The following is a 23,657-nucleotide window of genomic DNA, read 5'->3' as shown; positions in this document are numbered from 1 at the left end:
GGCGAGCCACCCCGTCCGTGTCGATCGGCGCCAGCACGATAACGAATTCGTCGCCGCCCAGCCGGGCGACCATGTCGCCGACCCGCACCGCCGCCGCCATCCGCCGCGCCATCTCGCACAGCAGAGCGTCCCCGGCATCGTGCCCGCGGGTATCGTTGATCGCCTTGAACCCATCGAGATCGACCAGCAGCACCGCGACCCGAGACGCCTCGATCTCGGCTTCCGTCAGCACCGCATCCAGCGTCTCTTCGAACATCCGCCGGTTGGGCAAGCCGGTCAGGGCATCGTGCTTCGCCTCGCGCAGGATTTTGTCCTCCTGACGCTTGCGCTCGGTGATGTCGAAATAAAAGCCGACCAGAAAACCGCCGCCGCCGGCCTCGGCGATGACGCGGGTGATGCTGAGCCACACCGCATAGGGCGCGCCGTCCTTGTGGCGGTTCCACACCTCGCCGCACCAGATGCCTTCGCGGTCAAGAGCATGGTGGATCGCGGCATGAAACGCCGGTTCGTGATGCCCGGACCGCAGCACCGACACCGGGCGGCCGATGATATCGGCGGCTTCATATCCCGACAGGCGGGAAAAGGCAGGATTGACGATGATGATTGTGCCGGACAGATCGGCGACGACAATCGCCTGGGGCGACCATTCCACCACCGCTGCCGCCAGCTTGCGGCTTTCTTCGGCATGGCGGCGTTCGCGGATATCGCGAAACACCACCACCGATCCGGTTACCCGCCGCGCTTCGACTATCGGGGCCGCGACAATTTCAATCGGAATGGAGCCGCCATCCCGACCGCGCAACACCGCCTCGACCCGCTCGCGGGCGACGACACGCCCCTGCTGCGGCAACAGCGTCACGAACGGAAACATCGTCTCGGCGGCCAACCCGAGGGTCTCGCGCTCGCTCCAGCCGCTCAGATGCTCGGCGGCGTGGTTGACGAAGGTGATCCGGCCGTCCAGATCAAGGCTGAGAATGCCGTCGGCCACGGAATCGAACACAGCTTTGTTCAGTGCGGCGACCAGATGGGTGTCCGAGGTTCTGTCTGCCCTGCCGCCGACAACCGAATCCGTCCATCTGCGGACTTTGCTCAAAACCCCGAATTCCGGTTTTACGCCATCCCCCACTCTATGTTCGCTCCCGGACAGGATTGCGGCCGACCAGGTCTTCCCGCGCCGCTTATTGCGAGTGATTCGCATTCACCGCCGATGGAGTCAATCCCTATTCCGGCCGATCGACCATCAGGACTAGGCAACACGGAGGGCACCCGCCTTTAACCGCAACAGGAGAAAGACACGATTGACAAGCCCGGAGGAGAAAGACGATAGTCGCCAATGTTAAGAATGACTCGCATTTGCGAAGGGAGTTCCCCCATGTGCCAAGCTTGCCAGAGCGATCCGGTTCCCCCCGAAGCCCGCCCCCGTCTGCGCCGCAAATTGTGGGAGATCGAGCATCATTGCCATTGCACGATCATCGGCACCTGCCTCAGCCTGCCGGAATTGCGCGGCCTTGCCTCCCGCAACGGCCTGGAACTGGCCAAGCCCAATCCGACCGAATACGAGATTCATTCGGCGATGGTCCATCTTGCCAGCCGCGACCGTTCGCTCGGCAAGGCGATGCACAAGGCGCTCGACCGCAAATACACCTTGGCGGTCAAGCGCTTCTCGCGCGTTAACACCCGCGATGCGGTCGAGGCGTTGTGGAAAGAATGCCTGGGTCGCGGCGAAGTCGCCGGGCCGCTATGGGCGCTGATGACCCATCCCGCCACCGACGAATCGCTGCAATCCCTGGTGTTCGGCGAAGTCCACATGCTGTCGCATCAGGTCGGATCGATGGTGCGCTCGGACATGCGGCAAATGGCGGTTCTGGAAAAGGAAAAGGCTGATCTGGAGGGCAAAATCCGCCGCCAGCAGGAACGGTTGCACCAGGAAATCGCCCGCCGCGAGGCCAGTATGCGCGACCTTCGCGACCTGCTGGCGCTGGAGCAGGCCGAGAACCGGCGGCTGCGCGAGTGCGGCGACGCGACCGAACAGGTCCGCGCGCTGAAAGTGATGCAGCAGGATCTGCAACAGGCGCTCGACCTCGCCGAGGCCCGTGCCAGCAAGGCCGAGGACCGCTCCCGCACCGCAGAAGAGATCATCGGCGAGCTTGACCGTACCGTCAACGAACAGGCCGCGGAATTGATCGCCTTGCGTACCGAGACCGCCACGATGGAAGCGCGGTTGAACGAAGCCCTGTACGGCCGCGACCGATCCGCCTGCCCAACACCGTGCAATCGCCCCGATCTGTGCGGACGCTGCATTCTCTATGTCGGGGGGCGGTCGATCCAGGTGCCGCATCTGCAAAAGCTGGTGTCGGAGCGTAACGGCGTGCTGATCCACCATGATGGCGGGGTCGAGGACAATATCGGCCGCTTGCCGGGGCTGCTGGGCAATGCCGACGCGGTGATGTTCCCGGTCGATTGTGTCAGCCATGCCGCTCACGACCAGTTGAAGAAGCTATGCCGCCGGTGGAGCAAGCCGTTCGTGCCGGTGCGGCGTTCGGGCCTGGGCGCGTTCATCGCCGCGCTCGATACCCTGTCCGCAACGCCCCCGTCATGACAGACGCTCCCGGCTCCGGAGGGCGGTGCGACCCCGTCTGTCGCGCCCTGATGTGGCGGCGGGTGCTGGAACTGGTCCAGTCCGGCCCGCTGCCGCTCGGCCAGGTGGTCTCGGCGGTCGAAGCGGTCATCGCCGATTGCGGACGCCACACATCGGTGTCCGCCTGCCTTCAGGAGATGGTTCGCGGCGGACACATCCGCATGGTCTGTGACGGGCGGCGTTGGACCGTGTCGCTGGGACCGGCGGGACGGACGACGCTGGCCCGGCTGCTCGACGAAATCGAACTGGACAGGCCCCAGCCCGCCCCGGATAAAGACGGAGACGTCCTCTTTCGCCGGGCGGTGACCTAGGGCGCGTTGCAATCACTCCAGGGACCACCGATGCGCCGCCTTATCTCCGTTCTGCTGCTGCTCGTCTTCATCGCGTTTCCTGCCCTGGCCGACAGCCCGGCGCGGATCGGCTATCTGGAGGCGGAACAGGTCGATCTGATCGGCCTGTTGCCGCCGCCGCCCAGCGACCCGGTCCTGGTGCGGAGCGAAATCGACTATCTGCTGTCCCTGCAACGGAACCGGACCGAGGCCCAGGTGGCGCAGACCCGCGCCGATCAAGAGATGACGCTCGACCGTTTCCTGCCGGCCATCGGCGAGATCGACCCCGAGCGCCTGCCCAAGACCCGCGCTTTTTTCAAGCGGTTCGGCAACGATCTGCACGAAATCGTCGGCGCGACCAAATCGGTCTGGCAACGCCCCAGACCGTTCCAGATCGAGGCCTCGATCGATCCCAGCGTTCCCCGCCCCAAGGGCAGTTCCTATCCCAGCCGCCACAACGCCTATGCGATGCTGGTGGCCGAAGTGTTGGCCCGGATGGCTCCCGACCGCCGCGACGCTCTGTTCGCCCGCGCCCGGCATTATGGCGAGCAACGGATGATTGGCGGCGTCCATTACCCCAGCGACGTCGAAGCCGGACGGATGGCCGGTCTGATTATCGCCACACGCTTATTCGCCAATCCGGCCTTTACCGCCGATCTGGCCGAAGCCACCGCCGAGATGCAGGCGGCCCGCCAGCCGTAAACGCGCCAAGCGTTACAAACAGATCGAAGTCATTACAAAGGACATTATTAATACAATAATGTCCAGTTGACTTCCCGGCGAAACAGTCAACAATACAGATACAGGGATGAACAGATAATAACGCCGTAGATGCGGCAATATTGACGACGCAGCAATACCACCCAGACGCCATGACCCAGAGTCAGAGCGCGTCGGCTGCGAAAAATGATGGCCAGAATCACAGGCCGTCACGCGATCCCATCCAATGACGGTTCATCCCTTCGCCCCAGGCCATGTCGCCCCGTTCCGGGAGTGACGTGGCCCAAGCGCCGCCTCGGCTCGCCAGTATCAAACGCGAGCTCCGCGACACCGCCGCACAACGCGACAAGGAGACCGGGGCCGATGCGATCGATGTCTTCCATTTTCAGTTCGGGACTCAAATCCGCTCCGGCCCGGAGCGGGCCTAAGGACCGCGCGGGCTCGCCCTGGGACGACCGCGACCCGATCCGCGAGGAATTGTTCAGCGTCGAGCGGATCGAGGACCATGCCCGCAGTCTGGCCGTCGCCCAGGCAGTGACGGCCCGGCTGATCCGGGGCCGCTCGCTGACCAAACGGCTGGCCGATAACGGGGCGGTTCTGCTCGGAGCCTATCGCGACATGGTGGGGGTGATCGACGAGGGCGGTGCAATCACTCCGGCGGCGGAATGGCTGGTCGATAATTATTACGTGATCGAACGCCAGATCCGCGAAATTCAATCCAATCTGCCCAGCAGCTATTACCGGCAATTGCCCAAATTGTCCGATGGGCCGTTCGCCCTCTATCCCCGCGTGTTCGGTCTGGCCTGGGCCTTCGTCGCCCATTGCGACAGCCGCTTCGACCCCGCGATGTTGATCCGCTATGTCCGGGCGTACCAAGAGGTGCAGCCGCTGACGATCGGCGAATTGTGGGCGGTCTCGATCACCCTTCAGATCGTGCTGATCGAGAATTTGCGGCGGGTGGCCCAACAGATTTTGGAAGATCGCGCCGCCAGACAGCAGGCCAACGATCTAGCCGACCGCCTGCTGGAAATCGAGGGCAGTAACGCCGAACCGATCGAAACGATCCTGGCCGGGCAGACGGAGGGGGGCTAGCCGAATCTTTCGCGGTTCAGTTGGTCCATCGGCTGCGCGATCAGGATTTGCGGATTGCCCCGGCGCTGAATTGGCTCGACCGCCGACTGGCGGCCCAGTCCAAGACGGTCGAAACCGTCGTGCATGACAGCCACCGACGGCTGGGGGCCGCCAATGTCACCGTCCGCAACATCATCACCAGCCTGCGGCTGATCTCGGAAATCGACTGGAACGATATCGTCGAAAGCGTTTGTCTCGTCGACGATGCCCTGGCCGCGGACAGCGCGTTCCGGGCGATGGATTTCCCGACCCGCAATCTTTACCGCTGCGCGGTCGAGGATCTGGCCCGGCGCTCCGGGCGGTCGGAACTGGAGGTCACCCACGCCGCCACCGCCGCCGCGACGGCCCAGCACGATACCGTAACCGAGGAAGAGACGAACCGACGCCGCGACCCCGGCTATTACCTGATCGCCGGGGGACGTCGCGCGTTCGAAGCCTCGATCGGCTATCGCCCCCGGCTGCGGCGATGGCCGGCACGGCTGATCCGGCTGTTTGGGATCGGCGGCTATGCTCTCGCCACCGGCAGTGTTGCCGTGCTGCTGCTCGCGGTGCCGCTGCTGGGGCTGGGACTGGACGGGCTCGAAACGGTGGACCTGCTCCTGCTGGCGGCCTTGGGGCTGATCCCGGCAATCGACGCGGCGGTTGCCCTGGTCAATCGCGCCGTCACCTTCGGCTTTCGCCCGACCCTGCTGCCGGGGCTTGAACTGGCCCACGGCATCGCCGCGCCGTTGCGCACCATCGTCGTCGTCCCCTGCCTGCTGACCGCGCCCAAGGCGATCGAGGAGCAGATCGAGCAACTGGAAATCCATCACCTCGCCAGTCCCGAGGGCGAGATTCATTACGCCCTGCTGTCCGATTGGATCGATTCCGCCTCGGAACAAACCGCAGAGGACGAGTCTCTGCTGGCCCTCGCGGCGGCGGGAATCGAACGGCTGAATCGCCGCCACGGCCCGGCTCCGGCGGGAGCGCGATTCCACCTGTTCCACCGCAAACGGGTGTGGAATGAGGGCGAAGAGCGCTGGATGGGATGGGAACGCAAGCGCGGCAAGCTGCACGAACTGAACCGGCTGCTGCGCGGAGCCACCGACACCAACTTCGTCGCCATCGACGGCGTCGCGGCCAGTGCTCCCGCCGATATCCGCTTCGTCATCACCTTGGATGCCGATACCCGCCTGCCCCGCGACGCCGCCCGCCGCCTGATCGGCAAGATGGCCCATCCGCTCAATCACCCCCGCTTCGATGCAAAGACCGGGCGGGTGATTGAGGGCTATGGCTTGCTGCAACCGCGCGTCACGCCGTCGCTGCCGATTGGCCGCGAGGGATCGGTGTTCCAGCGCATCTTTTCCAGCCTGAGCGGGATCAATCCCTATGTCTCGGCGGTGTCCGACGTCTATCAGGACCTGTATGGCGAGGGATCGTATGTCGGCAAGGGGATTTATGACGTCGATGCCTTCGAAGCCGCTCTGGCCGGGCGGGTGCCGGATTCGACGCTGCTCAGCCACGATCTGTTCGAAGGCGTGTTCGTCCGCGCCGGTCTTGCCTCGGATGTCGAGGTGGTCGAGGACTTCCCCTCCCGCTATGACGTCGATGCCCTGCGTCATTATCGCTGGGCTCGGGGCGATTGGCAGTTGCTGCCGTGGATTCTCGGCTGCGGCCCGATTCCGGCCGGGCGCGACGGACGCATCGACGTCCTGCCCCAAATCGGGCGCTGGAAGATGCTCGACAATCTGCGCGCCACCGTATCGGCCCCCACCACGATCCTCGCCCTGCTGGCCGGGTGGACGATGCCGTTCGATGCCGCCCTGGTCTGGACCGGCTTCATTCTGGCAACGATCTTCGTTCCGGCGCTGATTCCGGTGGTCGCCGCGATCCCGCCGCAACGGCCGGGAATTACTCTGGCCAGCCATCTGCGCGCGCTGGCCGACGATTTCTGTCAGGCCTTGACCCTGTCGGGGCTGGTGGTGATCTTCCGGGCGCATCAGGCCTGGCTGATGAGCGACGCCATCGCCCGCACCCTGTGGCGGTTGTGCGTCAGCCGCCGTCATCTGCTCGAATGGGTTCCGGCGGCACAAGCCTCGATCGGCCCACGCCTCGATACTTCGGGTTTTATCCGGCGGATGGCGGGTGCCCCCGTCATCGCCCTGGTCGCCCTGACCCTCGCCGCCCTGCTGGGAGATAACACCTGGATCATCGCCGCCCCGATCGCGGTGCTGTGGTTCGTCTCGCCGCTGGTGGCGCGCTGGGTCAGCCTGTCGCCGCAGGGCATCGGATACCAGCCGGTTTCAGAGGTCGATACCCAGGCCCTGCGCCTGACGGCGCGGCGGACATGGCGCTTTTTCGAAAGCTACGTCACCGGGACCGATCATTGGCTTCCGCCCGATAATTTCCAGGAAGATCCGCTTCCGGTTCTGGCCCACCGGACCTCGCCCACCAATCTCGGTCTGTACCTGCTGTCGGTGGCCTGCGCCCGCGATTTCGGCTGGATCGGCACCGCCGCCGCCGCCGGACGGCTGGAAGCGACACTGGCGACGATGGGGTCGATGGCGCGGTTTCGGGGTCATTTCTATAATTGGTACGACACACGCGATCTGCGCGCGCTTGAGCCCAAATACATTTCCTCGGTCGATAGCGGAAATCTTGCCGGGCACCTCATCGCCCTGGCCAATTCCTGCCGGGCTTGGCGCACCCTGCCCTCCGACAGCGAAACGCGGCGGGCCGGGCTGAACGACGTCCTTGACCTCACCCGCGAAACAGCGGCCAGCCTGCGCGATGGACCGCTGACCCAGACGGTGACCTGGGATCAACTTGACGAATCGATCGAGGTGATCGCCACCATCCTGCGCTATGGATCGCCCGACCGCGATGGGCTGGCCCGGATGGCCGCCCAGGCCGAGATCATGGTCGATATCGCCCGCGCCTTGATGATCGAGCGTGGCACCGACGGTGATGCCGATCTGCTGTTCTGGACCGAGGCCAGCCTGAAGGCGATCGAAAGCCACCGCCGGGACGTCGAGCCGGGGACCGAGACGACGGTGGCGGCCCGCCTGGGCGCGCTGGAGCAGACCGCCCGCGAGATGGCCCTGGCGATGGAGTTCGGCTTCCTGCTCGACCGGGGCCGGATGCTGCTGTCGATCGGCTATCTGGTGCCCGAGGGCACCTTGGACTCGAATTGCTACGACCTGCTTGCCTCCGAAGCCCGACTGGCCAGCTTTATCGCGATTGCCAAGGGCGACATCCCGGCCCGGCACTGGTTCCGGCTGGGCCGGACCGTGGCCCCGGTGGCGCATAGCGCCGCCCTGGTCTCGTGGTCCGGGTCGATGTTCGAATATCTGATGCCGTCGCTGGTGATGCGGGCCCCGGCGGGAAGCCTGCTCGAACAGACCAACCGGCTGGTGGTTCGCCGCCAGATCGAATACGGCGCGACGCTGCGCCTGCCCTGGGGCATCTCGGAATCCGCCTACAGTACCCGCGACCAGGAATTCACCTACCAATATTCGAATTTCGGCGTGCCCAGCCTGGGATTGAAGCGCGGATTGGGCAAGAACCGGGTGATCGCCCCCTATGCCACCGCCCTGGCGGCGATGATCGATCCCCACGCCGCCGCCGCGAATCTGGAGCGGCTGGAACAGGATGGGGCGTTGGGGCGCTATGGGTTTTACGAAGCGCTTGATTTCACCCCGACCCGCTTGCCCGAAGGACAATCCGTTTCGATCGTCCGCGCCTATATGGCGCATCACCAGGGCATGACGATCGTCGCCATCGCCGATGCGTTGTTCGACGGCACGATGCGGACCCGCTTCCATGCCGAGCCGATTATCCAGGCGACCGAATTGCTGTTGCAGGAGCGGATGCCGCGCGACGTCTCGGTAGCGCATCCCTGGGCGGCCGAGGTCAATTCCGACGCCCCCCTCGACACCGCCCTGTCGGGAGAGCGCTGCTTTGCCTATGCCAATCAGGCGACCCCGGCCACCCACCTGCTGTCGAACGGTCAGTTCACCACGCTGTTGACGGCATCGGGGTCGGGCTATACCCGCTGGGGCGAGATGGCGATCACCCGCTGGCGCGAGGATTCCACCTGCGACGATTCCGGGTCGTACATCTTTTTCCGCGACGTTCGCAGCGGAGCGGTGTGGTCGGCCGGGCTTCAGCCAACCGGCGCCGAACCCGATCATTCCGAAATCTCGTTCCATGAAGACCGGGCGGAATTCAACCGCCGCGACGGCCTGCTGAAAACGACGATGGAGGTTCTGATCTCGGCCGAAGACGACGCCGAGATCCGCCGGATTTCAATCATCAATGGCGACAACCGCGTCCGCGAGGTCGATGTCACCTCTTATGCCGAACTGGTGCTGGCCCCCCAGGCCGCCGACATCGCCCATCCGGCTTTTTCCAAATTGTTTGTCGAGACCGAGTATCTGGCTTCGACCGAGGCTCTGTTGGCGACACGGCGCCGGCGCGACACGGCCGAGCCGGAAATCTGGGCCGCGCACGTCTCGGTCGTCGAGGGCGAAACCGTCGGCGCGACCGGATACGAAACCGACCGCATCCGCTTCCTCGGTCGGGGCCATCCGATCCGCTCGGCCATCGCAATGATCGACGGCCGCCCGCTGTCGAACAGTGTCGGCACCGTGCTTGACCCGATTTTCTCGTTGCGGCGGCGGGTCCGCATCGCCCCGGGTGAAACCGTCCGGATCGCCTTCTGGACCATGGTTGCCGCCACCCGCGACGGCGTTTTGGCCTGTATCGACAAGCACCGCGACGTCACCGCTTTTGGCCGGGCGGCAACACTGGCCTGGACCCAGGCCCAGGTCCAGTTGCACCACCTCGGTATCTCGGCGGGCGAGGCCGGTCTGTTCCAGCGGCTGGCCGGTCACATGATCTATGCCAGCCCGTCCTTGCGTCCCTCGTCCGATACGATCCGGCGCGGCGGCGGGCCGCAATCGGCGCTGTGGTCACAAGGAATTTCCGGCGATCTGCCGATCCTGCTGCTGCGGATCGCCGATACCGACACGATCGGTCTCGCCCGTGAAGTTTTGCTGGCGCAGGAATATTGGCGAATGAAGCGGCTGGCCGTCGATCTGGTGATTCTCAACGAACACCCGTCCTCGTATGTCCAGGACCTTCAGACCGCGCTCGACGCCCTGGTCCGGGTCAGCCAACCCCGCCGCCAGACCGAAAGCGGACAACCGGGGCGGGTCTATCTGCTGCGGGCCGATCTGATCCCCGCCGAGACCCAGGCGCTGTTGCTGTCGGTGGCGCGGGTGGTGCTGGTCGCACAGCGCGGCACCTTGTTCGAACAACTCGACCGCCGCGCCGAAACCCGCGATCCCGGCGGCAGACCGCTTCGCCCCAAGCCGGTCACCCCGGTCGTGGTACGCGCGATCGCTCCGGACTCATTTGCCGCCGCCCGGCCGCGCCATCCTCCGCTGCCCAAGCTCGAGTTCTTCAACGGATTAGGCGGCTTTGCCCTGGACGGAACCGAATATGTCACGATCCTGGGTCCGGGGCAGACCAGCCCGGCCCCCTGGATCAACGTCATCGCCAACCCGACCTTTGGCTTTCAGACCTCCACCAAGGGGGGCGGCTATACCTGGGCGGTCAACAGCCGCGAAAATCAACTGACCCCCTGGTCGAATGATCCCGTCACCGATCGTCCGGGGGAAGCGATCTATCTGCGCGACGAGGATACTGGCGTGGTGTGGACCCCGACCGCCCTGCCCATCCGCGAGGAGACGGCAACCTATATCGCCCGCCACGGCCGGGGCTATAGCCGGTTCGAGTTGTCCGCCCACGGCATCACCGCGGATCTGGCCCAGACCGTCCCCCTCGACGATCCGGTCAAAATTTCGCGGCTGGTGCTGCGCAACCTGTCCGGCCGTCATCGCCGCCTCAGCGTGACGGCTTATGTCGAGTGGAGTCTCGGCCCATCGCGCTCGGCTGCGCTGCCCTTCATCGCCACCGAGATCGATCCGGTAACCGGAGCGATGCTGGCCCGCAATCCCTGGCGCGCCGCGTTTGGCGACCGCATCGCCTTCTTCGACCTTGGCGGGCGTCAGACCGAATGGACCGGCGACCGCCGTGAATTCATCGGCCGCAACGGCTCGTTGACCCATCCGGCGGCGTTAAACGGAACCGGGCTGATGTCGAACCGGGTGGGTGCCGGGTTGGACCCGTGCGGCGCGCTGCGGACCCGGATCGACTTGCCGCCCGGTGCCAGTATCGAGATCCTCGTCTTGTTGGGCGAGTGCGCGACAGCCGACGAGGCGCGCAGCCTGATCGCGCGGACCCGGGCCGCCGACCTCGACCGGGTCGAGATGACGGTCACCGATTTCTGGGACGATCTGTTAGGGGCGGTCCAGGTCAAAACGCCCGACCGGGCAATGGACATCATGCTGAACGGCTGGCTGCTGTACCAGACCGTCGCCTGCCGCCTGTGGGCGCGGTCGGCCTTTTATCAGGCCAGCGGCGCTTATGGCTTCCGGGATCAACTTCAGGACGGAATGGCGCTGGCCGCGACCCGTCCGGCGATGACCCGTGCCCATCTGCTGCGGGCGGCAGCGCGGCAATTCGTCGAAGGCGACGTCCAGCATTGGTGGCTGCCTCATTCCGGCCAGGGGGTGCGGACCCGTATTTCCGATGACCGGGTCTGGCTGGCCCTTGCCGTCGCCCAGTATATCGCGGTCACCCAGGATGTAGCGGTGCTCGACGAAGCCGTGCCGTTCCTCGACGGTCCGGTGCTGAAAGAAGACGAGGCCGAAAGCTTCTTCCACCCTGGTCTCAGCGACCAGACGGCGTCCTTGTTTGACCATTGTGCCCTCGCCCTCGATTGCAGCCTGGGCCTCGGTCGCCACGGCCTGCCGCTGATCGGGACCGGCGACTGGAACGACGGCATGAACCGCGTCGGTGAGAAGGGAGAAGGCGAAAGCGTTTGGCTGGGCTGGATGCTGCACACCGCCCTGACCGCCTTTGCCCCGCTGGCCGCCGCGCGCGGCGCGGACGACCGGGTGGTCTCCTGGCGTGTCCATGCCTCGGCCCTGGTGGCGGCGCTGGAAACCCAGGCCTGGGACGGCGATTGGTACCGGCGTGGATTTTTCGACGATGGAACGGCGTTGGGATCGGCGGACAGCGTCGAATGCCGGATCGATTCGATTGCTCAATCCTGGGCCGTCCTGTCGGGCGCGGCCGAGCCGGAGCGGGCGGCCCGCGCGATGGCTGCGGTCGAGCGCGACCTGATCCGCCCCGAAGATGGGCTGGCGCTGTTGTTCGCCCCGCCTTTCGACAAGACCACCCACGATCCCGGTTATATCAAGGGCTATCCCCCCGGCATCCGCGAGAATGGCGGGCAATACACCCATGCCGCTTTGTGGTCGGTAATGGCCTTTGCCGCGCTGGGCCAAGGCGGCAAGGCGGCAGAGCTGTTCGCCCTGCTGAACCCGATCAACCATGCCCGGACCCGGGCCGACCTGCACCGTTACAAGGTCGAGCCCTATGTCGTCGCCGCCGACGTCTATGCAATGCCGCCCCATGTCGGACGCGGCGGGTGGACGTGGTACAGCGGGTCGGCAGCCTGGATGCAGCGCGCCGGTCTGGAATCGATCCTCGGCCTGCGCCGCGAGGGCGACGTGCTGATGCTGGACCCGGCGATCCCTAAAAGCTGGCCCGGCTTCGAACTGACGCTGCGCCACGGAACGGCCCGAACCTGCATCACGGTCGAAAACCCGGACGGAGTCGAACGCGGAATCGCATCCGCCTTTTTTGACGATATCGCCATTACCCCGAACCCGCTGCGCCATCGCCTGATCGATGATGCCAAGACCCATCGGCTGCGTATCAGACTGGGATAACTTATATAAAATAAATCAGGATGAACACTTGATGGAGAAAACATGCTAATATAATACCTCAAATAGGAAAAATAAAATGAATGACAAAAATCAAAACACAGGCTTCACGGCAAAAGATTTGCTGAACCCTCCTTTTGCCGTTCCATTCCTCCTCGCCGTCGGGATCGTTCTATGGGTTTTTCTGAAACCCACTCTTGGCTGATTGATTTAGGAGTGATCGCGCCATGACGACCGAAACCATGGCTTTTGCCGTCACCAACGGCATGAATGGAATCGACAGATTAGCGAAATTCTTGAACGCAGCACCGCGCGGCGGCGACTGGCACTTCGCCGCGGGCTCCCGCTTCGATCAGGCGCTGATGAATGTCGATTTCGACGATCCCGCCGATCTGGCCCCGACATGGCACCGCTATCACGATGCGGGTCTGGATCGGCCGTAACCGGAACGCTCTTATCATCGAGACCAGGAGAACCGAGATGGCCAAAGGACAGAAGCGCAACAGCCGCGAAGCCAAAAAGCCGAAGAGCGCCGTAAAAGCGGTTGCGGCGGCCCCGTCAGCCTTCGTTGAAAGCCGCCCGCCCCTCCCCAAGAAAAAGACCGGGTCGGACCACAAGCCGCCCCGGACCTGATTCGGGCGGCGGCAGTTCCAGCCAGCCGAAGCGATCCGGGTGCAGATAGACATCGGCCAGCGTCCCGAACAAGGCCGCCACGGCCGCGATGCCGATCAGCAAACCGACGATATCGCTGCTTTCCATGATGGCCTCCGTCTGTATGACGGGGGCCATTATCCGGCCGTGCACCGTAAAGCTTCGACGCGGAAGTCCGTAAATAACCGTTGATGCGGACTTTACACCGGCCACAGCGCGGTGCTTTCAACACCCACTCAGCGCCCCAAACATCGGATAAGAAAACCCCCGCCAGTTGCCTGACGGGGGCCTTCTCGACTGGTCTTCCGCACCCCGCTGCCCTCGGATTGAGGACCGCGACGCACCGACACCCTTCCTCGGATTAGACCGAGTAATACATCTGGGACGGAGGGCGACGACAGCCCGGAAGCCCAGTGTTTCCGCCACTCTCCCACAGGCCCAGAGCAGCCGCGCCGTGCGACTGGTCCACCCGACTGGTCCACCGGGGTCAGTCATGCACCTGAGAAAGCGTGAAGGGGCGTACCACTGGCGGCGCAAGGTTCCGTTGACCTTGGCGCGGCGATGGGGCAGACGAGAACTCGTCCGTTCCCTGCGGACTTCCGACCGAAGGGCGGCCCACCGCACCGCCCGCTCCCTGTCTGTAGCTGCTGATCGATTGTTCGCCCACGCCATGTCCCATCCCGACCTGACCCCGGACCAGATCGACGAGCTGGCCCGCACTTGGTTCGCCAACGCCCTCGACATCGACGAGGAAGACCGCCTCCACCTCCGCCCCGGCAAGGCGATGTACACGGGGTGCGGCGACGACGACCCGGTTGAGGCCGACCTGGAGGTTCTGAGCTTCCTGGACGGCGACTTCCGCGAGGCCATCGCCCACAACGATTTCCGCCTCGTCCAGGGCCATGTCGAAGAACTGCTGACCAACGCCGGCATCGCCATCGACCGCAAGAGCGAGACCTTCCGCCGCCTCGCCCGAGGGCTGCTTCGCGCCAACATCGAGTTCATCCGGATCGCCAAGGCGCGGCGGGTGGGCAACTACGCCGTGACGCCCCAGGACCCGCTGTTCAGCATCCCGCCCGCCGTTGCCTCGACCGCGTCCACACCACCCGATCCGGCGCTGTCGTCCACGCCGCTTCCGGACCTCGTCAGGCTCTACACGGCGGCGCAGGAGAAGGACGGCAAGTGGACGGCCGACACCCAGCGCAAGACGGTGCCGAAGTTGGTCCGTTTCGCCGAGACGCTCGACAACAAGCCGGTGGACATGGTGACCCGCGACGATGTGCGCTCGTGGCGCCGCTCGCTGGAGGAAAGCGACCTCGCCAACAACACCATCCGCCTGCACTTCAAGGCGGTGGCGGCGATGTTCAACTGGGCCAGGACGGAGAAGGTCGCCACCATCGACAACCCGACCAAGGGCCTGATGCCGCCCGAGGACGAACCCAAGCGCGACGCCTTCACCCCCGAGGAGTTGAAGACCCTGTTCGCCTCGCCCCTCTACACCGGGCACTGGCGGGCGGATCGGCGCGAGCGGCCGGGCAAGGTTCTGGTGAAGGACTTCAAGTACTGGTTCCCGCTGATCGGTCTGCATACCGGGATGAGGGTCGAGGAGATCGCCAAGCTGCGGGTCGAGGACGTGCGGCAGGAAGACGGGGGGTGGTGTTTCGACATCAAGAAGGCCAAGACCAAGGCCGGCGAACGGCTGGTGCCGATCCATCCCCGGCTGATCGACCTTGGCTTCCTCGACCATGTGCGGTCGGTGAAGCACGAGCGGCTATGGCCGGAACTGACCGCCGACGCGGAAGGCGACTACAGCAGCGCGTTCTGCAAGTGGTTCCCCTGGTATCGCAGCGCCATCGGCATCGACCGCGAAGGGCTGGTGTTCCACTCCTTCCGCCACCTGTTCACGTCCTACCTGCTGAACGTGCATGGGGTCGAGGAGCGGATGGTCTCGTTCCTGGTCGGCCATCAGGTCAAGAGCATGACCGGGGGCCGCTACGGCAACAAGCTGATAACCGCCCGGATGAAGCTCGACCTGTTCAAGGATGCCGACTTCGGGGTGGATCTGTCGCACCTGCTGGCTGGAAGGAACGCGAATTAGACCAACACTTGATCAAAGAGTGGCCGATTCGCCCGGCCCCCCACGCGCCCGCAACGCCTCGTACAGCCCGGCCTGATCGAGCAGGATGTCGCGCAGTCCGTGCTGCACCCGCTCGGACTCCAGCGCCTGCTTGCTCATCGTGGAGTGGGCGGCGAGTGCGTCCATGATGGCGTTGAGCATTTCGCGGGCAAGATCGGGCGAGGCGGCGAACTGCTGCTTGCTGTTGTTGGCTGCCTGCTCGGCGAGCAGGTCGGATTCGAGCAGCTTCCCTTTGAGGACGTGGTTGACGTAGATCAGCTTGTCGTCGTCGGTCAGCTCGCCTTCGAACAGGTCGTTGACCTTGGCGATGATCTCGGCCAGCAGGGCCTTCTCCTTGTCCTGCACGGCACCGCTGCCGGGGGCGGTCATCGGCGTCAGTTTCTCGCCGTCGCCGCCCGCGAGGTCGAGGAAGCGTCGTCCCCGGTCGCGCAGGGAATGGTGGGTCAGCACCACCCCGGAGAGGTCCACCCCGTCGCGCTCGCGCTGGAAATCGAGCAGCGGCAGCAGCCGGCGGAAGAAGATCGCCCGCTTCTCCAGCGCCGTGGCGCCGTAGTCGAAGATCTGCGACAGGAAGGCGTAGGCCCGCAGGAAGGCGCCGATGTCGGACTTGAACAGCACCAGCGCAGCCATCGAATCCTTGGCGTCCTTCTCCGCCTTGGCGTCCCCGGCCGCCCTGGCCGTCTCCTCCTCGCTCCGGTGGGCCTTGTACTGCCGGATCAGCCGATCGGCGACGGGAGCGAGGGCCGCCTGAAGCTGGGCCTGAGTGCCGCATGGGTCCAGCTCGGCGGTGACCACCCGCTCGACCTCGTGCTCGTCGTAATGACCGAGGGCATCAAGCTTGGCGCGAAGGTCGAAGACGAGGTTGGGGTCGGTGGTCGCCGCCAGCTCCGCCGTCTCGTAGTAGGTCTTGAAGGCGGCGAGGATGTCCTCGGGCTCGTTGACGAAGTCGAGGATGTAGGTGGTGTCCTTGCAGGGATGGGCGCGGTTGAGGCGCGACAGGGTCTGCACCGCCTGGATGCCGGCGAGGCGCTTGTCGACATACATCCCGCACAACAGCGGCTGGTCGAAGCCGGTCTGGAACTTGTTGGCGACCAGCAGCAGGCTGAACTCGTCGGTGGCGAAGGCCTCACGGATGTCGCGCCCGCGCAAGGTGGGGTTCAGGGTGGCGCTGTGCTCGGTGAAGCCGTCCGGGCCAAGCTCCTCGTCCTTGACCTCGCCCGAGAAGGCGACCAGGGCGCCGATCTTGTAGCCCTTCTCCTTGATGTACTTGGTGATCGCCAGTTGCCAGCGCACCACCTCGCGGCGGCTGGCGGTGACCACCATCGCCTTGGCCCGGCCGCCCAGCAGCGGCGCCACGGTGTCGCGGAAGTGCTCGACCACCAGGGCGACCTTCTGGCTGATGTTGTAGGGATGCAGCCGTACCCAGGCGAGCAGCCCCTTCATCGCGGCGGCCCGTTCGACCTCGCGCTCGTCCCATTCCCGGCCATTGCTGGCGAGCTGGAACGCCAGCTTGTAGGGGGTGTAATTCTTCAGCACATTGAGGATGAAGCCCTCCTCGATCGCCTGACGCATCGAGTAGACGTGGAAGGGGGCGGGCAGCGCCTCGGGGCTGGGGCGGCGGCCGAACAGCTCCAGCGTCTTGGCCTTGGGCGTGGCGGTGAAAGCGATCGTGGTGATCCCGGCGGGGTTGGCCCGCGCCGTCATCTGGGCGGCGAGCAGGTCCTCGGAATCGATCTCACCGCCGTCCTCCAGCTCCTTCAGCGCCTCGGGCGACAGCACCTGCTTCAGCGTCGCCGCCGCCGTGCCGGTCTGCGAGGAATGGGCCTCGTCGGCGATCACCGCGAACCGCTTGCCTTCGGTCGCCGCCAGCTCCTGCACCTGCTTGAGCGCGAAGGGGAAGGTCTGGAGGGTGCAGACGACGATCTTCTTGCCGCCGGCCAGGGCCTTGACCAGCTTGCCGCTCTTGGCGCCGTCGTCGCTGGTGATGGTCTCGACCACCCCCCGTGTGCGCTCGAAGGCGAAGATCGCCTCCTGCAACTGGACGTCCAGCACGGTGCGGTCGCTGACCACCAGCACGGTGTGAAACAGTTTGGTGTTGGCCGAATCGTGCAGGTCGGCGAGGAAATGGGCGGTCCAGGCGATCGAGTTGGTCTTGCCCGAGCCGGCCGAATGCTGGATCAGGTAGCGTTGCCCCGGCCCCTCGGCCGTCACCGCCGCGACCAGCCGTCGGGTTACGTCGAGTTGGTGGTAGCGGGGGAAGATCAGCGTGGCGATCTTCTTCTTCGCATCGCGCAGGGTGACGAGGTAGCGCCCGAGGATGTCGAGCCACGAGTCCCGCGCCCACACCTCCTCCCACAGATAGGCGGTGGGGTGGCCGGCCGGGTTGGGCGGGTTGCCGGCGGCGCCCTGGTTGCCCCGGTCGAAGGGCAGGAAAGCGGTGGCCGGCCCCTCCAGCTTGGTGGTCATCTTCACCCGGCTGTTGCTGACCGCGAAATGGACCAGGGCGCCGCGCGGGAAGTCGAGCAGCGGTTCCGCCGCCTGCCCCTTCGGCCGGGGATCGCGATCGAAGCGGTACTGGTCCACCGCGTCCTCGACCCGCTGTGTGAAGTCGGTCTTCAGCTCGGCGGTGGCGACCGGGACGCCGTTGAGGAACAGCACCAGATCGAGGCAGTTCTCGGAGTGGAGCGAATAGCGCACCTGCCGCACCACCCGCAGTCGGTTGGCGGCATATTCGGCCTCAAGCGCCGGGTTCAGGGCGAGGGACGGGCGGAACCGGGCCAGCCGCACCGGCTCCTTCGGCCCGACCATCTCCAGGCCGACCCGCAGCACGTCGAGGGTGCCCCGGTCGTCGAGCTGCTTGCGCAGCCGGTCGAGCAGCATCGTCTCCGCCGCCGCCCCGTGGGCGCGGACCAAGGCCTCCCACGCCTTGGGCTGCGTGTCCCGCACCCAGGCCAGCACGTCGGCGGGGAACAGGGCGCGGGCGCGGTCGTAGGCGCTCGCGTCGGCCGGGTCGTACAGCCAGCCGTTCGCCGCGAGGTGGGCGCAGATGTCGTCCTCGAAGGCGATCTCGCGGTGGAGCGGCTGGCCGGCACTCACGCGGCGTCCTCCGACAGGATGTCACGCTCGACGTAGCGCTTGAAGTCGGCCACCGAGGTGAAGCAGCGGAATCCGCCGCTGGCCAGGGCCAGGGTTTCGCCGCTCTCGTTCAACAGCACGGCGACCGGCTGGCTCAGTTCCGCCTGAAGCCCCTGCGGCCAGACCAGATCGAACACCGCCCGTTGCACCCCGGTTTCGGGGTCGGCGTAGTCGTAGCTGATCACCCCCGGCGGCAGTCCCCGGGCGACGACCCAGGCGTTGAGCGCGTCCAACTGCTCCTCTTCCTCCTGGCTGGTGATGCCGCCGACCACCACCACCGGCGCCGAGGCCGTGGCGGCTCCAGCGCCCAGCCACTCGGTCTCGCCGTGCAGCAGATCAGTCATTCGCCGGTTGGTCTCGGCGGCGAGCAGGGCCTTGCGGGCTTCCAGGAAGTCGCGGAAGTTGGCGATCTTCCACAGTTCGGGATCGTCGGGAATCCATTGCGAGGCCAGGGCGCCGGGGAGCCGCGCCTCGATTTCGGGGAAGTACTCCTCGGGCAGCCGGTTGCTGATCAGGACGTTGTTGGTGTCCTTGGTCAGGAAGCAGAAGTTGGCGAGCGCATTCACCTCGGAGCGGCTATAGCCCTTCTTCTCGTAGAGCCGCGACTTGGGGAAAATGTGGTGCACCTCCAGGCTGCTGCCCTTACCCAGCAATCCGGCCTTCAGCGGCAGTCCCGAGCCCCAGTCGCGGGCCTCGCCCATGCGGGTCAGCATGTACAGCACCGGATAGAACCGCGCCCCCAGGCTCCAGCCGGTGAAGTGGTCCGGCTCGACGCACAGGCCGCCGTGCCACAGGCGCAGCCCCTGCAACAGCCGGTCCAGGCCGCCGTCCGGCCCTTCCAGCGCTTCCAAATCCTTGTCGATCACCGTTTCGGTCGATCCCGAAAAGCGCCCCCACATCCCCGACTGGACGAACCAGAACAGCAGCTTGTCGCGCTCGCGGGCGTCCAGCGGCCCGCTGTGCAGATCGAGATAGCGGACCATCACCGGCACGGCGAAGCGGGAGAAGAACACTTGGTCGTGATCGAGACCGAGCCGACCGGCGATCAGGTTGAGGCAGGTGTCGATGTGCTTGGTGGTCCGCTTCAGGGCGCTTTCGACCTCGGCCGCAGACTTCTCATGCAGATGGAGGAACTTCGCCTCGCCGGTCAGCACGGTGTTGACCGAGCGCAGCAGCCAGTCGAGGTTGAAGCCATAGCCGGCCTCGGCCCATCGGCCCAGATGCCCCTTCATCCGCTCCCGCGCGTCGGGCCAGTCGGCGCAGATCTTGGCCAGAGCCAGATCGCCCTTCGACAGCTTGGTGCCGCCGCTGTTGACGCGGTTGAAGATGTCCACCACCACGTCGAGGGTCTTGTCGCTGCCGGTCACCTCCTCGACGTGCAGGTTGATCTCCTGGATACTGAGCAGGCGCGACAGCCGGGCGGCGTAGTCGCCGGTCCTGGCCACCAGATCGGGGTTGGAGGTGATCCGCCCCAGAATCTCGCCCAGCCCGGTGTTACCCTTGACCATCAGTTCGGTCACGTCGATCCACAGCGGGTCATCCTGCATCTTGACCGGCTGGTAGAAGGCGAAGGCTTCGCTCTCCAGGTTGAAGCGCAGGTCGGTGAACGCGCGGTCGTTGCCGTCGAAGAACTTGGGCGGTCGGCCGCGAATGACGCCGTAAAGCGAGGTCATCCGCTGTTGCCCGTCCAGCAGCAGCTTCACCACCCCCGGGGCCACTGGGCCGTCGCCCCGGCTGTGCGCGGTGCTGGATTCGGTCACCCACACCAGCAGGCCGCCGACCGGATGGTGGCGGTAGAGCGAATCGAACAGCCCCCGCACCTGATCGCGGTTCCAGACATAGCCGCGCTGGAACTCGGGCAGGGCCATGTGGCCGGAATCGATGTGGTCGAGGATGTTCGAGATCTTCATGCCGGCACCTTCTGGTCGTCGGAAACGGACACGCCCAGCCCGCGCACGTCGATCTTGCCGGTGACGGCGGCCGAGATCAGGGCGGCGCGGCGCTCCTTCAACAGGTCGATGGCGTGTTGGGATTCGGTTGTCAGGGAATCAAGTTTGGCCGTATTACGCCCTATCGCAGAGATGATCTCCCTTTGCTCATCCACGGGAGGTAGGGCGACAGGCATCTCAAGGATCGTTCCTTGTCCGATATTCTGCATGGAACTGCTCGCGCCACTGGCTCCAAGTTCAATCTGCCCACGGGCGCATCTTGTTCCTAGGAAATTGGCAAGGAAGGTAGGTAGAGCCATATTGTGATCAAGGCGCAGTCGATACAGCTTGTCGCAAAGCATGAGCCGAGGATGATCTTGTTCCACCACCGCAGCACTACCGACAAGCTCTAGTGTGTTCGCACGGGAAACAAGAAGGTCTCCAGATTTAATCGCTAGAGACGGAGCCGGCTCAAGAGACTCAGGAAGCACCTTGTTCTCTAGATAAGAGAATGCCCCCCCATTGACACATCCGACCTTCAATACACCCCATGTATCGTCATCATCCGCCGGATAGCCTTCACATTGCGGACTCCACCCCTGTTCTATTGACTTGACGACATACTTAATACGCTTCACCTGCCAATGCGCCGGCACCGCGCCGAGCCATTCGATGCCCGAGTCCTTCATCGGCACGGTGGGATCGAGGCCCTTGGTGACGGCGTGGGAGATGACCGCCTGCCTCTTCTCCTTCAGCAGTTCGATCAACCGCTCCTGCTCCGCCACCAGAGCGTCGATCTTGCCGGTCTCGCGGTCGAGGAAAGCGACAATAGCGGCTTGCTCGTCTATTGGAGGGACGGTCACGATAACGTTGTCGATGGCGTACTGGGAAAGGCCTACTCGGGTAAGACCACGCGCAGCGACCTCGAATTGCGCCTTGAGCCAGCGGCTGTCAAACAGGCGCTTGATGAAACGGCCCTGTCCCCCTTGATTGGGCCTCACCATAGACAGGTGGTAGCCACAGACGATACCTGGAAGATCCTGCGGGACATGGGCGGCTATTGCAATGTCGTCGGCCGTCTCCGAGTCCTTGGTGATGATCGTGTCGTCTGCGCGAAGCGTGAACCTCGAAACTTGCTCCGGTGTTGCTGTTGCCTCCATGAATGCAAGGCGTCCGGTGATCTCTTCATTGTAGTAGACGTCAACATAATTGCAAAGTCGGACGGGCGCTTCGTCGTCGTAAGCCTTCTTGTCTATGTTGCTGGGAAACACGGTCGCCACTTGTTTGAGGCGCCGCACCTTCCACTCTGACGGCACCTCGCCCAGCCACTCGACGCCGCTGTCCTTGTACTCCGGGTATCTCGGAAAGCTCATGCGCTCAGCCCCTTGATCATCGCCGTGATGCGGTCGGTGACCTGCTTCAGCTCGGCGTCGATCTCCTCCAGCGAGCGGGGTGGCTGGAAGACGTAGAAATGGCGGTTGAAGGGGATCTCGTATCCCACCTTGGTTTTGTCGTGGTCGATCCAGGCGTCGGGGACGTGGGGCAGGACCTCACGTTTGAAGTACGCCTCGACGTCCTCGGTCAGCTGCACGTTCTCGGTGTCGCGGAGGCTGCTGTCAGGCTGCTTCTTGCCCTTCTGCTTGCCCTTCTGGCCCAGCACCACGCGACCCGCCTCGTCGCGCAACGGGCGCTCGACGGTGATGGTGCGGTAGCCGAACTCGGTGTTTTTGAAAATACGGCTGATCGGCCTGCCGTCCTTCTCCGCTTCGAGGAAGTCGCCGAACAGGCGGGTGACCTCGGTGATGTGGTCGTCCGACAGTTCCTTGCGCTTGGCGCCCAGGCTTTTACGCATCTTCTGCCAGAAGCCCGTGGCGTCGATCAGTTGCACCTTGCCCTTGCGATGGGCAGGCTTCTTGTTGCTGACGATCCAGACATAGGTGCTGATGCCAGTGTTGTAGAACATGTCGGTGGGCAGGCCGATGATCGCCTCCAGCAAGTCGTTCTCCAGCACATGGCGGCGGATCTCGCTTTCGCCGCTGCCGGCGCCCCCGGTGAACAGCGGCGAGCCGTTCAGCACGATGCCGAAGCGCGAGCCGCCCTCGACCAGCGGGCGCATCTTGGAGATCAGGTGCAGCAGGAACAGCATCGAGCCATCGGAGACGCGCGGCAGGCCGGGGCCGAAGCGCCCGTTGAAGCCCTGGGTCTCGTGCTCGCGCCGCACCTCCTTCTCGACCTTCTTCCACTCGACCCCGAACGGCGGGTTCGACAGCATGTAGTCGAACCGCTCCGCCGGGTGGCCGTCGTCGGCGAGAGTGTTGCCGAACACGATCTTCGACACGTCCTGACCCTTGATCAGCATGTCGGCCTTGCAGATCGCGTACGATTCCGCATTCAGCTCCTGCCCGAAGACGGTCAGGCGGGCCTTGGGGTTGTGCTCGTCGATGTACTCGCCGGCGATCGACAACATGCCGCCCGTCCCAGCGGTGGGATCGTAGATGGTGCGCACCACGCCGGGCTTCGACAGAATGTCGTCATCCTCGATGAACAGCAGGCTGACCATCAGGCGGATGACCTCGCGCGGGGTGAAGTGCTCCCCGGCCGTCTCGTTCGACAGTTCGGCGAACTTGCGGATCAGTTCCTCGAACACCAGCCCCATTTGGTGGTTGCTGACCGCATCGGGGTGAAGATCGACCTGGGTGAAGCGTTCGGTGACCTGATAGAGCAGGTTGGCCTTGGCGAGGCGCTCGATCTGGGTGGCGAACTCAAACCGCTCGAAGATGTCGCGCACGGCGGCCGAGAACCCGCCCAGGTAGCCGAAGAGGTTCTCGCGGATGTGGTCCTGGTCGCCCATCAGGGTCTTGAGGTCGAGCGGCGAGACGTTGAAGAAGCTCTGCCCCGCCACCCGCAGCAGGAACGGATCGGGATTGAGGCCCTGGGCCGTCTTCGCCTTGTGCTCGGCCAGCACCGCTGGCTTGGTCCCCGCCAGGACGCAATCGAGACGACGCAGAACGGTGAAGGGCAGGATGACCTTGCCATAGTCCGACTGCTTGTAATCGCCGCGCAGAAGGTCGGCGACCGACCAGAGGAAGGCGGACAGGGCCTGCTGGTTCATGGAAACGAATGATCCTCGACGAAAAGGTGTGAACA

Annotated in this window: 13 protein-coding genes and 1 pseudogene; 8 read left to right on the top strand and 6 right to left on the bottom strand. The window is 64.8% G+C overall.

The genetic code is table 11. The features are described from left to right. A partial coding sequence (locus K678_RS06575; protein WP_231376220.1) for a sensor domain-containing diguanylate cyclase occupies positions 1-1,000 on the bottom strand: 1,000 nt, incomplete at its 3' end. 372 nt (positions 1,001-1,372) lie between these two features. Here K678_RS06575 and K678_RS06570 point away from each other — a divergent pair. The 6 genes from K678_RS06570 to K678_RS06550 all read left to right on the top strand — a co-directional run bounded on the left by K678_RS06570 (position 1,373) and on the right by K678_RS06550 (position 13,102). Next, positions 1,373-2,599 (top strand): DUF2325 domain-containing protein, encoded by a 1,227-nt coding sequence (locus K678_RS06570; protein WP_021131677.1) that lies wholly within the window; start codon positions 1,373-1,375, stop codon positions 2,597-2,599. Further along, entirely contained in the window at positions 2,596-2,949 is a 354-nt protein-coding gene (locus tag K678_RS06565; protein ID WP_155804481.1) for a hypothetical protein, read from the top strand. The genes K678_RS06570 and K678_RS06565 overlap by 4 nt, the downstream gene beginning before the upstream one ends. A 30-nt stretch (positions 2,950-2,979) precedes the next feature. Beyond that, positions 2,980-3,669 (top strand): acid phosphatase, encoded by a 690-nt coding sequence (locus tag K678_RS06560; RefSeq protein ID WP_021131675.1) that lies wholly within the window; start codon positions 2,980-2,982, stop codon positions 3,667-3,669. A gap of 390 nt (positions 3,670-4,059) precedes the next feature. Further along, positions 4,060-4,779: a hypothetical protein gene (locus K678_RS19430; RefSeq protein ID WP_231376219.1), complete on the top strand. Its 720-nt coding sequence runs from the start codon at positions 4,060-4,062 to the stop codon at positions 4,777-4,779. A 20-nt stretch (positions 4,780-4,799) separates the two neighbouring features. Further along, on the top strand, positions 4,800-12,662 hold the full coding sequence (locus K678_RS06555; RefSeq protein ID WP_021131673.1) for a GH36-type glycosyl hydrolase domain-containing protein: 7,863 nt from the start codon (positions 4,800-4,802) through the stop codon (positions 12,660-12,662). A gap of 224 nt (positions 12,663-12,886) precedes the next feature. Continuing rightward, a complete protein-coding gene (locus K678_RS06550; RefSeq protein WP_021131672.1) occupies positions 12,887-13,102 on the top strand; it encodes a hypothetical protein in 216 nt (71 codons plus the stop codon). A gap of 115 nt (positions 13,103-13,217) precedes the next feature. Here the strand turns inward: K678_RS06550 and K678_RS06545 are convergent, their stop codons facing one another. Then, entirely contained in the window at positions 13,218-13,418 is a 201-nt protein-coding gene (locus tag K678_RS06545; RefSeq protein WP_021131671.1) for a hypothetical protein, read from the bottom strand. A gap of 385 nt (positions 13,419-13,803) precedes the next feature. Between K678_RS06545 and K678_RS19935 the strand changes: the two are divergent. Continuing rightward, positions 13,804-13,968, top strand: a pseudogene (locus K678_RS19935) (DUF6538 domain-containing protein); the annotation flags it as partial. A gap of 12 nt (positions 13,969-13,980) precedes the next feature. Then, on the top strand, positions 13,981-15,408 hold the full coding sequence (locus K678_RS06540; protein WP_021131670.1) for a site-specific integrase: 1,428 nt from the start codon (positions 13,981-13,983) through the stop codon (positions 15,406-15,408). 12 nt (positions 15,409-15,420) lie between these two features. Here K678_RS06540 and K678_RS06535 read toward each other — a convergent pair whose 3' ends face one another. From K678_RS06535 to K678_RS06520, 4 genes are read right to left on the bottom strand one after another with little or no spacing between them, the layout of a single operon-like run. Further along, positions 15,421-18,543, bottom strand: a complete 3,123-nt coding sequence (locus K678_RS06535) for a type I restriction endonuclease subunit R (RefSeq protein WP_021131669.1) — start codon at positions 18,541-18,543, stop codon at positions 15,421-15,423. Then, positions 18,540-20,492, bottom strand: a complete 1,953-nt coding sequence (locus K678_RS06530; protein ID WP_021131668.1) for a GmrSD restriction endonuclease domain-containing protein — start codon at positions 20,490-20,492, stop codon at positions 18,540-18,542. The genes K678_RS06535 and K678_RS06530 overlap by 4 nt, the downstream gene beginning before the upstream one ends. Continuing rightward, positions 20,489-21,883: a restriction endonuclease subunit S gene (locus tag K678_RS06525; protein ID WP_021131667.1), complete on the bottom strand. Its 1,395-nt coding sequence runs from the start codon at positions 21,881-21,883 to the stop codon at positions 20,489-20,491. Before K678_RS06525 ends, K678_RS06530 begins: the two co-directional genes overlap by 4 nt. Beyond that, positions 21,880-23,622 carry a type I restriction-modification system subunit M gene (locus K678_RS06520; protein WP_021131666.1) on the bottom strand — a complete coding sequence of 581 codons (1,743 nt, stop codon included), beginning with the start codon at positions 23,620-23,622 and terminating at the stop codon, positions 21,880-21,882. Before K678_RS06520 ends, K678_RS06525 begins: the two co-directional genes overlap by 4 nt. Between the last annotated feature and the right edge of the window lie 35 nt (positions 23,623-23,657).

It is taken from the genome of Magnetospirillum fulvum MGU-K5, from assembly GCF_000442515.1.
GTDB lineage: Bacteria > Pseudomonadota > Alphaproteobacteria > Rhodospirillales > Magnetospirillaceae > Phaeospirillum > Phaeospirillum fulvum_B.
The sequence above is the reverse complement of the archived record's forward strand: the minus strand, read 5'-3'. Positions and strand labels throughout refer to the sequence as shown.